9 protein-coding genes and 1 other annotated feature are annotated in these 12,148 nt (G+C 39.7%); of the genes, 6 read left to right on the top strand and 3 right to left on the bottom strand.

Annotated elements, in window-relative coordinates:
* Positions 1-32: 32 nt before the first annotated feature.
* The 3 genes from GVV19_RS08465 to GVV19_RS08475 all read right to left on the bottom strand — a co-directional run bounded on the left by GVV19_RS08465 (position 33) and on the right by GVV19_RS08475 (position 4,602).
* On the bottom strand, positions 33-2,372 hold the full coding sequence (locus GVV19_RS08465; RefSeq protein WP_159647041.1) for a pullulanase: 2,340 nt from the start codon (positions 2,370-2,372) through the stop codon (positions 33-35).
* Positions 2,373-2,546: 174 nt separating this feature from the next.
* Positions 2,547-3,386 carry an aldo/keto reductase gene (locus tag GVV19_RS08470; protein ID WP_159647043.1) on the bottom strand — a complete coding sequence of 280 codons (840 nt, stop codon included), beginning with the start codon at positions 3,384-3,386 and terminating at the stop codon, positions 2,547-2,549.
* Positions 3,387-3,456: 70 nt separating this feature from the next.
* The gene (locus GVV19_RS08475; protein WP_159647045.1) at positions 3,457-4,602 is read right to left on the bottom strand and encodes a TraB/GumN family protein; all 1,146 of its coding nucleotides are present in this window, start codon (positions 4,600-4,602) and stop codon (positions 3,457-3,459) included.
* 141 nt (positions 4,603-4,743) lie between these two features.
* On the opposite strand from GVV19_RS08475, the gene GVV19_RS08480 reads away from it, so the two are divergent.
* The 6 genes from GVV19_RS08480 (at position 4,744) to rpoB (ending at position 12,141) form a co-directional block, all read left to right on the top strand.
* Positions 4,744-5,133, top strand: coding sequence for a helix-turn-helix domain-containing protein (locus tag GVV19_RS08480; protein WP_159634350.1), 390 nt, complete (start codon positions 4,744-4,746; stop codon positions 5,131-5,133).
* Positions 5,134-5,212: 79 nt separating this feature from the next.
* Positions 5,213-6,067 (top strand): metallophosphoesterase family protein, encoded by an 855-nt coding sequence (locus tag GVV19_RS08485; RefSeq protein WP_159647047.1) that lies wholly within the window; start codon positions 5,213-5,215, stop codon positions 6,065-6,067.
* Positions 6,068-6,162: 95 nt separating this feature from the next.
* Positions 6,163-6,281 (top strand) — a sequence feature (ribosomal protein L10 leader region).
* A gap of 37 nt (positions 6,282-6,318) precedes the next feature.
* Positions 6,319-6,912 (top strand): 50S ribosomal protein L10, encoded by a 594-nt coding sequence (gene rplJ, locus GVV19_RS08490; RefSeq protein WP_159634342.1) that lies wholly within the window; start codon positions 6,319-6,321, stop codon positions 6,910-6,912.
* Between the two features lie 20 nt (positions 6,913-6,932).
* A complete protein-coding gene (gene rplL / locus GVV19_RS08495) occupies positions 6,933-7,304 on the top strand; it encodes a 50S ribosomal protein L7/L12 (protein WP_159634339.1) in 372 nt (123 codons plus the stop codon).
* 24 nt (positions 7,305-7,328) lie between these two features.
* Positions 7,329-7,910 (top strand): class I SAM-dependent methyltransferase, encoded by a 582-nt coding sequence (locus GVV19_RS08500; RefSeq protein ID WP_159634336.1) that lies wholly within the window; start codon positions 7,329-7,331, stop codon positions 7,908-7,910.
* A gap of 97 nt (positions 7,911-8,007) precedes the next feature.
* Positions 8,008-12,141, top strand: coding sequence for a DNA-directed RNA polymerase subunit beta (gene rpoB / locus GVV19_RS08505; RefSeq protein ID WP_159639704.1), 4,134 nt, complete (start codon positions 8,008-8,010; stop codon positions 12,139-12,141).
* Positions 12,142-12,148 lie beyond the last annotated feature (7 nt).

Genomic DNA, 12,148 nt, shown 5'->3' on the forward strand with positions numbered 1-12,148 from the left:
AAGTAAGTGTCAGAAGACACTTACTTTTTTTGTTAATCATGGAAACGAATAATTGTAGCTGTGAGTGGATCAAGAATAAGGGTTTGGCCTTTAATCATGACCCCATCAAAAAAGTTCAAGCCATTAAGATTAACGTTCGATCGATCAGCAATGATGACGCCTTCGGAAAGATTTCGCGCATAACCTGATAAATCTATATATCGCTCGAGATTATCGGCATTCACAACGACAAGATATTCGCATTGACATCTTGGGTCATACGAAGCGTATGCAATTGTGAGGTCGTTTGGACCAATACAACAGGAATTAATCAGTCGTACATTATCGTGAATCGCTTGACGTGTTGGATGTGTAAATGCGTGTGTGCTACGACGTAAAGCAATTAGCCCTGCAGTATAGTTCATCGTTTTTACGTGTTCGGGATAATTCACAAAGTCTGTTACCTTGCGCCACTCAAAGCGGTTTATTAAGTCACTAGCCTGATAGGAGTCGTGGACAAAATATGGATTTGTGAAGGGTGTTCCATCCTCATTACGCATCATTGTTGATTTGTAAGGAAGTGCGTTAATGTCATCCAGAATTTGTTTGGTACGTCCGTATTCTTGCCCGCCATGCAGGAACGCTGTGCCTTGTGATGTGAGGATGATCAAGTTACCAAGCCGTTGGCGTTGTAAAATCTCCGTCTCGAAAAATTTAGGATCCTTACGAATGGATTGTGCGAGAACATCGTGTAGCGTGAGATTATCATGTGCTGCAATATAATTAACAACATCCCCGGGATCATCGGCGTAAAAGTTACTTGGGTTTGCGATGATATTATCATAAATAGTATGAATGCTTCGCGCACCACCTGTGAGGAAACGTGGTTGTCCTTCGCTCCCATAACCTGACTTTAATTCATTGCGCATCTCATCGGAAAATGAACCGGCGGCTTGAGTATATTGCATCCACTGCTGATCAGCGGCGTGATCAATGCGAATGCCTTCATCACCTGCGTAGGAAAGCCAACCTTCACCAATCATTAAAATATTGGGATTGATGGCTTTTGCTGCGTCAAAGGCATTTTGGATTGTGGTGGCATCATGGTCACCCATCATATCGAATCGGAACCCATCAATTTTAAATACTTCTGTAAAATAACAAATTGAATCGATTAAGAGGCGTCGGCTCATTGCGTGAGTCGTTCCAAGACGGCCACCACCAAAACTCTCACGAGGTGATGCATCAAGATTCATAAAATGATAGTAATTGGGTTCAATGTCTTCGAGGATGTGTATTTGTGCCGTATGGTTGTAGACAACATCCATGGTAACACCCATGCCACGATTGTGAATTTCTTGAATAAGATTCTTGAATTCGATGATGCGCAGCTCGGGGTTGCGTGGGTCTTGAGAGTACATTCCGGTTAGTGAGAAATAACTATGTGGATCATACCCCCAATTATAATTGTTGTTGGCGGACGTATAGTTAAGAATACGATCACGGTTGAGTTCATCAATGAAGTAGTAACTCATGACAGGCAGAAGTTGGATGTGGGTTACCCCTAAATTTTTAATATAATCAAGTTTTTCAATAAAAGCTGCGAAAGTTCCAAACTCAGCTTGAAGCGTTTCCGAAATATCGGGGTCTGAAGTAAAGTCACGAACATGGATCTCATAAATGATGGCATCCTCTCGTGTTTCATACCCTTGAATGGATGCAAAATCAAGCTCTGGACCTAGCTGTTGCGCATTTACAATAGCAGCTTTACCAATTGTAGAACCGGTATCGCTTGTCCATGCCGACATGGACTGAGCATAAGGATCTAGAGTGAGATAAGTTTGACCATCACGAAGGATTTCAAACTGATAAAAGAACCCGCGAACTGAGGTGAGTGATGTATTTTCCCTATTAAGAAGACCATGCCATACCCCATGTGTTCTTCTATCCATCGCAAAACGTCCAAAGACAAGCTCTGGATTATCTTTATCATAAAGAACAAGCGTTACCATTTCTGCGCTTGGTGCCCACAAGTAAAAATCTGCGGTTCCGTCAGGATACAACAAAGCCCCCAAAGGTCCATCATATTGATAAAGTTCATCTTTGAGCTGCCATGCCATGATAACGGGATATGTCGCGCCACCAAGGGAAACATGTGTTGGATAATTAACATCATAATCGCCGATCAAATACACAGTATGTTGATCATATTCGATTTGAACATCGACAGGTTTGAATTGCATGGATTTGTTTGTAAGCATAAGCTTCTCTAAAATATTGTCAGTGGTAAAACCTGCGGTCGTTGTGAACTGGAGAATAACAACACTGTCATTAACCAGTAGTGCACTTTTTATTATTGAATCAGAGTTGTGATCGGGTTCGGGATACATCATAAAATCACCCTTTCTAGTTTATTCAACTTGAAAAGTGTAGTGGTTGAATAAAATTAAGCCATTAAAGTATAAGGCAAGACTTGCAATTCTTGCAAGTTATGACATAAAAAGCGAATCCAAAGTTATCAACAAGCCTATTTGGCTAAGTGTTGATTTTTTGAATTCGCAACGAAATTAGTAATTTTTAGTATCGGGGTCGGGCGCAGTTCCTGCAACACCATGTAACGCATCAATGCGTGCCATATCTTCGTCAGAAAGTTCAAAATCATGGATCTGGAAGTTTTCTTCAATTCGTGACGGTGTTACCGATTTCGGTAACGGCAAGAAACCATGCTGTAAAGACCAACGGAGTGTAACCTGTGCAACAGTACGGTTATACTGTGCAGCGATCGCAATGAGCTCCGGAACTTCGAAAAGATTACCGGTTCCCAAAGGACTGTACGCTTCCGTAAGCATGCCATGATCTGTATTATACGCTACCAAATCTGCTTGCATGTCACTCGGATTTAAGTAAATTTGATTAACCATGGGTTTGATGCGTGCAGTTTCGTACAATGCTTCAAGATGATGTTGGTGGAAATTTGAAACGCCAATCGCACGAAGTTTGCCTTGCTCATAAGCATCTTCAATCGCATGCCATGTTTCGCTATTGATACCCTTCCAGTCATCGCGATACGCAACAGGATTTGGCCAGTGGACCAAATACAAATCAATGACATCGATTTGTAATTTCTCTAAAGATGCGTCAATTGCTCTCATTACTTCATCATAATGACGCATATCATTCCACAATTTTGTAGTAATAAAGAGGTCCTTGCGATCAATGCCACTTTCTACAAGTGCATCACCAACACTTTGTTCATTACCATATATTGTTGCGGTATCGATGTGACGATATCCGACATCCAGTGCTTTGAGAACGGACGCTTTAGCAACGTCACCGTCGGGGGTTTGCCAGGTTCCAAAACCAATTGCAGGTATTTCAACGCCATTTGTTAATGTATAGTTTTTCATGTGTGATCCTCCTACATGTAATTATACGTTATATTCAAACAGAGATAAATTAAAAGCCTCTTTGAAGAGGCTAAAAGTTGAAGAGGGTTTTAATGATATTCCCACCAGCAATAAACGTTCCGATTGAACTGAGCAAGTTGGTGAGTAACAGTACAAGTAAAATACGTAAGACCTTATTTTGAAACCAACGTTTTGGCTTTGTGATGTCATCTGACAATGCGTCAAAATCTTTGGTGGTCGGTGGCCGTTGATAGGCCTCCATGAGACCTGCAAAAATCCCGACTGCAAGAAATGGGCTTAATGTTCCGATTGGTGCAGTAACTAGCGTTGTAAGGATGGTAAGTGGGTGCGCACCAGCAATGATAGCCCCCAGTGTTGCAAGTCCAGCACTAAGACCCATCCAAACAAGAAATTGCTGTAGCCCTACTTGAGGGTTTCTAAAAGTAAGCAGTGTTACAAGTAGAATCAAGATTCCAGGAACAAGCCATTGAACCCAAGAATTCTTTTTCTTAGGAGGAACAACATTGAGTTCGCTTAACGAATGTGTTTCATATAAAGCTTCGATAATGCCCTCGGTATGTGCAGCGCCAATAACAACAACTAATGTATCACCATAAACGGCTTTAATTTTCTCAGCCATGTAGTAATTACGTTCGTGCAAAAGGCGTAATGAGACATCCGGCAAATGTTCATCCATTTCCCGCACTGCTTCAAAAAGTAAGTCACTTTGCTTTAATGCTTCAATATCCGCGCCATCCACAGTATCATCTGTGAAGAAACTGGTGATTAACGTGGCAATCAAGTTTAGCTTTTTCCAAAATGTCAGATTACGCCAGATGCGTTGAAAAGTTATTTGGACATCACGGTCGATCATGTGTGTTCGAGCACCAATCGCTTGAGCACTTTCAATCGCCTGAAGCATTTCTTGGCCAACTTGGGTGTCAAGGTCATCGGCCATTCGCTTCTGATAGGATGATAGAATCAAGTTGGTTACAAACGACCCGACTTTTTTATTTTTAATGACTTGTTTAATGTCAATATCTTTTTGTTCGTCACGATGTTGTAGGCTGTGTGCACGTTGGGCATCGAGCTCAATACAAACGGCATCGGGTTGCGTAGTTTCAATTACCATTTTTACTTCTTCAACGGATTCTTTCGATACGTGGGCAGTAGAAACAAAATGGATCACTTTATTTTCAAAATTTATCGTTTTCATGCAATTACCTCTAGCCATATGATACCAAAAAATACTTCAAAATTGGAATTTTTAAATAAATTGCGAAAAGTATGAATAAACTTGTGAAAAACCATATTAAAATGCGTAAAATCATGTATAATGAAACGCGGTGATGGAAAGATGTTACATTTTAATTTAAGAAAAATTAGAAAAGAACTCCGTCTAACACAGAATAAATTAGCTTCACGTATAAACTATTCGCAGCAAGCTGTTGCGAAATGGGAAAGTGGGAACTCGAATCCTGATATGAGGAACCTCATTCGTCTTTCAAATGAATTGAAAGTAACGATTGATACCCTGGTTCGAGAGGTACCCGACGCAATCGATCAAAAGCATTGTGCAGTGAGTATTAAGAGAAATTTATTCCACGTTGTTAACAACGTGAGTTCACACGAAGAACTAGGTGTTGATTTATATAGCCTGGATGAAGCTGACAAGCTTTTACTTGTCGATGAATTGTTCGATTGTCTCGTCAATAGTTCGGTAATCGCAAGAAACACAGCAGAATAACAACATAAGTGTTTGATGGAAGGAGCGAAAGCTCCTTTGTTTGTGTTAAAATCGAGATAGTAGAAACGAGGCTTTATTTATGAGGGTTGCAGTAATTAGTGATATTCATTCGAATTTGCACGGATTGAAGTGGGCGCTACGTGATGCAGAAAATCGCAATGTTGATCGCTACATATTTCTTGGAGATTATATCACTGACGGCTATCAAGATAATGAGGTACTGGATTTGGTGAGAGAATATGGAGATATCCTCATCTCTGGGAATCGTGAACGAATTTTTGAAACATTTGATTTTGACCGTGTTCCAATTAATATGAAACCGATTGCCTGGACATATGCGAACTTAACTCAAGCCAATCGAAAGTACATTAAAACGCTCGCGCGAATAAAAGAAATAGAATTGGGAGGCTATCGTGTTCTTGTAATCCATGGGGATGGCTTTGAACACTATGCATCGATTGAGAAGGCATTTGATGCCCTTATCGAATCCTATACCTTTGATATCTGTCTATTTGGACACTCACATGATGCGCAGAACTATCATTATCGTGGAAAATACTTTATCAATCCAGGTTCGGTAGGTATACCAATCACGCAAGCCGGTTATCAATATAAAATCGTGTCTTTTACGCCCAAACTTTCGATAGCAACCTACAATAGACAAACGCACCATAATTTATCTGCGGTTGCGGAAGACTATAAACAGTCTCAGTACTATCGCGATAATCCATTGTGGGCGTCACTCATCCTGCGCAACATAATTACAAGTGAAGATTTTGGTCCGAAGTTTTGGGGATGCTTTCATGAAATCACGACATCCTACACGCATCTAAATCTGGACGATCGATGGCAACTTACGTTCGCGCTCTATAATAAACGTCATTGTAAGTCAAAACACCGATGTGTCCCCAAAAAGCTTGATAAGAGTCTCTAAAAAACGGCACACCAACAAATATGTAATACTTTCCTGAAATAATTAGAAAAAATGTCACGATAAGATTGACATTCGCTCAAATGTTGGTAAAATACTAGTGTTATCAAAATATGCCAAAGACAGCAACGGCCTAGCGCTTAATCATGTTGCCGAGGTAAAAGTATAAAAAACTTTTAAACCTACGTCTTTGATGTGGGTTTATTTATTTGGTTATAATTTGATTTCCGCGAGATCGAATGGAGGTGAATCATTTGCGTAACGAAGTCTTAGAAAATAAGAAAGCAGTTGTAGCAGAGATTCAAGATAAGGTTAAAAATTCAGCATCATCAATTATTGTTGAGTATCACGGATTAGACGTTGTACAAATTACAACATTACGTCGTCAACTTCGTGAAGAAGGAATTGAGTTCAAAGTTTACAAGAACAAATTATTCCAACGAGCAGTTGAAGGTACAGAATTTGAAGGCTTGAAAGATGAATTAGTCGGTCCTAACGCTGTAGCGTTCGGTACTGATGCAGTAGCACCTAGCCGTGTACTTGCACAATTTGCTAAGAAAAACAAAAAATTAGTCCTCAAGGCTGGTGTAGTTGACGGAAACATCGTTAACGCTGAAGAAATTAAAGAACTTTCAGCATTACCAAACCACGATGGCATGATTTCAATGTTACTTGGTATGTTCCAATCACCAATCCGAAGCTTTGCATATGCTGTGTCACAAGTGGCAGAACAACGTGCAGAAGCTGAAGGAGTTGTTGTTGAAGAAACAGCTGCTGAAGCAGTAGCTGAAGAAGCTACAGAAGAAGTAGCAACAGAAGCAGTTGTTGAAGAAACAACTGAAGCTTAATTAGAAGGAGAAAATTTACAATGGCTAAATTAACATCAGAAGAATTAATCGCTTCCCTAAAGGAAATGACAATTCTTGAATTAAACGAATTAGTAAAAGCAATCGAAGAAGAGTTCGGAGTTAGCGCAGCAGCTCCAGTAGCAGTTGCAGCAGCAGGTGCTGAAGAAGAAGCAGAAGGACCAAGCGAAGTTTCAGTTTACATCAAAGAAATCAGCGGTTCAAAAGTTGGAGTCATCAAAGCACTTCGTGAAATCACAGGTCTTGGAATGATGGAAGCTAAAGCATTAGTCGATAGCGCACCAGCAGCAATCAAAGAAAACATCAAACCTGCAGAAGCTGAAGAGCTTAAAGCTAAGCTCATGGAAGCTGGCGCAGTTGTTGAAGTTAAATAATTCAAAACTGATTGAAGATAATCTGTGAGTCATTACTTTACAGACAATTCAGATCTAAAGCAAAACCGGAAAGAAGTTCCTTTCCGGTTTTTAGACATTGAATATGTCGTTCATTCAGATGATGGTGTGTTTTCTAAGAGTGGTCTTGATCGAGGAACCGAAGTTCTTCTAAAAGTCGTAACAAATCAAGAATTAACGGGAAATGTTGCGGATTTAGGAAGTGGCATTGGTGTGATTGGCGTTATCTTGTCATCGTACTTTGATATCAATATCACAGGGGTTGATGTTAACCCACGTGCAGTTGAACTTGCAAACTTAAATTTTAAACGACACGATGTAAAAGGAATTAACATCGTTCAAGATGGGTTGACGGGAGCGTTTGATGCAGTCATTAGTAATCCCCCAATTCGTGTTGGAAAAGAAAAATTATACGAATTATTCGATTCAGCGTACGAATCACTTACTCGCGGTGGGTCATTCATATTTGTAATGAGAAAATCTCATGGTGCTAAAAGTGCGCAGGCAAAATGTATCGAATTATTTGGTAATTGTGAACTATTAAAAAAGGACAAAGGTTTTTATGTCTATCAAGCCAAAAAAGATTGACTTATGGGTCACGAAGTGATAACATATAAAATTGCATAATAGTGGATTTATGCGCGTTTTTTTGGTTGTTGTAAAAGTACAGGAAAGGATGGCATAAATGGGAAAAAACCAAGTATATAGTGTAAAGAAATTTGGTAACAAAGCGACACGTCGTGACTACTCACAAGTTAGTGGAACTTTGGAATTGCCAAATTTAGTAGAAATTCAAACGGAAGCGTATGAATGGTTTAAAAATGAAGGTCTCGATGAGGTTTTCAATGAAATCTATCCTATTCAAAGTTATAACGAAAATGTAAAACTGAAATTTGTTGGTTACTCATTCGGAGAGCCGAAATATGATGTAGAAGAGAGTCGATCACGCGAGGCAAACTATGCCGCGCCTTTACGTGCTGTCATGCGTCTTGAAATAATTAACAAACAAACAGGTGAAGTTATCGAAAAAGAAGAAGAGGTCTTTTTAGGCGATCTTCCTTTAATGACAGATAACGGAACATTTATCATTAATGGTGCAGAGCGTGTTATCGTATCACAAATCGTTCGTTCACCAGGGGCTTACTTCAAGTCCGAAACAGATGATAAGACTGGACGTGAAACATTCATGTCAGAACTTATCCCAAGCCGTGGTACATGGTTAGAATTTATGAGTGACGATCGTAAGGCTGCTAACGGACGTGTTTTAAACATGAAAGTTGACCGTAAACGTACAATCGTTTCTACAATTCTATTTAAGGCATTTGGTCTAAGTTTAGACTTACAAGAAGGTGAAGATACATTTGATGTTTCATCATTCAAAACATTCTTACGAACATTGGACTTACCAGTTCATGATGAGTGGGAAGAGTTAGATAGTGAACGTCGTGAGTTCTTAACATTGTATGCACTACTTTATACTGCATACTTTGGAAACTATCCTGAACTTGTAAATACATTAGCATTAGACAAAACCGTAACATTCGAGGATTCATTACGATCAATGTACGAAAACCAACGTGCAGATGAGATTCCAACAACGGATGGTGCGATTAACTTGATGAACGCGAAGTTTTTAGATCCACGTCGTTATGACCTTAACAAAGCGGGACGTTTCAAACTTCATAAAAAACTTGAAATCTTTAACCGTATTAAAGATACATATCTAACAGAAGATTTAGTAGATCTTCAAGGAAATGTAATTTTTGCAAAAGGAACACACATCACACACCGTGATGATGTCAATAAAGTTCGTGATGTATTACGCCATGGTGGATACATGAACGTGTTCCCACTTCGTAATATTTTCTCAGCTCCAGGTGTTGATACATTTGAAGTTACAGAAAATATAAACCTAGTCGGACGTATCCTTGCAAAAGATATCTACGAAGATAACTTTGAATTTGATCGTGGAACAGTTTTAACAGAGCAAGATATCGCAACTCTTAAAGGATTTGAAATTACAATCTATACAGGAATTGCAGCAAAACCTGTTCAAGTAACAGCAGATAACGTATGGTCAGTATTAAACTACGGACAACGTCTCTTCACATTTGGTCGTCTTCAAACGGCAACTGGTGAGACATTGATGTCAGCAAAAGGAACACCTGTTGTTGATCTATTCGTACCAAATGTTAACCACCCACGTTTAAATAAAACAAACGAAAAATTGGTCACAGAATCATTAAGTGATGGCCCACTAACACTTTGGTTAGTTGGTGCAGCAATGCAAGAAATGTATGTTTCGACATCAGAAGATCTTCAAGACCAAGTTAAAATTGTCGGAATGGACCCATTGTTGGATAAAACAACAATCGTGGCGTCTGATGTTTACTCAACATTCTCATACTTCTTAAACTTCTTAGATGGTTTAGGAAACGAAGATGACATTGACCAATTAGGAAACCGTCGTATTCGTACCGTTGGAGAATTAATTCAAAATCAATTCCGCATCGGATTAAGCCGTATGGAACGTGTTGTTAAAGAACGTATGTCAATCTCATCAGATTCAGCGAACTTAACACCAAAAACACTCACAAACGTGCGTCCATTGACTGCTATGGTAAAAGAGTTCTTCTCTTCATCCCAGTTGTCACAATTTATGGACCAATTAAACCCGTTAGCAGAACTTACCAACAAGCGTCGTATTTCAGCGTTAGGGCCGGGTGGTCTTACACGTGATCGTGCCGGTTTCGAAGTTCGTGACGTTCATACATCACACTACGGCCGTATCTGTCCAATTGAAACACCTGAAGGACCAAACATTGGTTTGATCTCTAACTTAACATCATATGGTCGTCTAGACCGTTATGGATTCATCCAAACACCATACCGAATCGTTTCGGAAAATGGTGACGTCTCAGAAGATGTTGTTTACTTATCAGCTGATGATGAATTCGAATATGTTATTGCGCAAGCGAACGAAATCGTTGATGGCAAACTTGTAAATGATGAAGTTGTTGTTCGTTACCAAGGAGAAAACATTCTTGCACGTCGTGAGACTGTTGAATTGGTTGACGTTTCACCAAAACAAATTGTTTCGGTTGCGACTGCAGCGATTCCATTCCTCGAAAATGATGATGCGTCTCGTGCGCTCATGGGTGCCAACATGCAACGTCAGGCGGTGCCACTCTTAATCCCTAATTCACCTTATGTTGGAACAGGTATTGAGCATCGTATTGCGAAAGACTCTGGATCTGCTGTTATCTGTAAAACAGATGGTATGGTTTCATATGTTGACGCAAACAAAGTCATTGTTAATAGTGTAGAAGGAAAACCTCGCACCTATACAATGCAAAAATTCCGTCGTTCAAACCAAGGAACTGCAATTAACCAAAAACCACTCGTTAAGATTGGTGAAAAAGTATTTGCAGGAGATATTCTTGCTGATGGACCTTCAATGCAAAATGGAGAGTTGGCATTAGGACAAAACGTTACTGTTGCCTTCATGACATGGAATGGATATAACTACGAGGATGCGATCATCATGAGTGAGCGTCTTGTAAAAGAAGATGTTTATACATCAATCCACATTGAAGAATATACAATTGAAGTCCGTGAAACAAAACTCGGACCTGAAGAAATTACACGCGATATACCAAACGTAAGTGAAGTCGCAAGTCGTCATCTTGATGCACGTGGAATCGTAATGATTGGTGCTGAAGTAAAAGAAGGCGATATCTTGGTCGGTAAAGTAACACCAAAAGGCCAAAGCGAAATTTCACCTGAAGAAAAACTATTACTTGCAATCTTTGGTGAGAAATCACGTGAAGTTCGTGATAACTCATTAAAAGTTCCACATGGTGGATCAGGAATTGTTCAAGACATTCGTATCTTCCGTCGTGAAGATGGACATGATTTGCCACCTGGAGTGAGTGAAGCTGTTAAAGTATATATTGTACAAAAACGTAAAATCTCTGAAGGAGATAAGATGGCGGGTCGTCACGGTAATAAAGGGGTTATTTCTCGTATTTTACCTGAAGAAGATATGCCGTTCATGGAAGATGGAACACCAGTTGACATCATGCTTAACCCATTAGGGGTTCCTAGCCGTATGAATATTGGTCAAATTCTTGAGTTACACTTAGGTATTGCAGCGAAGAACTTAGGCGTTAAATTTGCAACAAGTGTCTTCGATGGTATCGAAACAGATGAGCTCTTCCGTATTATGGAAGAAGGAAATGTCGCACCTGACGGTAAGATGGTACTTTATGATGGACGTTCTGGTGAACGTTATGATGAACGTATTTCAGTCGGTGTAATGTACATGTTGAAACTATCACACATGATCGATGACAAATTACATGCTCGTGCAACAGGTCCATACTCACTTGTTACACAACAACCACTTGGTGGTAAGGCACAAAATGGTGGACAAAGATTTGGTGAAATGGAAGTTTGGGCACTTTATGCTTATGGTGCAGCGAACACACTTCAAGAAATCCTTACAATCAAGTCTGATGACGTCAATGGACGTACGAAGACCTATGCCGCAATCCAAAATGGTGAAGATATTCCTGAACCAGGAATGCCAGAATCATTCCGAGTGCTTAAACATGAGCTCCAAGCATTGGCGCTTGATGTTAAATTCTTAGATGAGAATCAAGAAGAAATTATCGAAAGTGAAGAACGTATTGAGGATGGAAAAATTGCGCCACAATACGGTACTGCACCTGAAGAAGAACCTGTAGAAGATACAGCAGATGAAATTTCAGAATACGAAACAAATGCTGAAGATGAAAACTTTAGCATAGAAGCTTAAGGAGGCT

Origin of the sequence: Erysipelothrix anatis, from assembly GCF_009828745.1 — a bacterium.
GTDB classification, from domain to species: domain Bacteria; phylum Bacillota_I; class Bacilli_A; order Erysipelotrichales; family Erysipelotrichaceae; genus Erysipelothrix; species Erysipelothrix anatis.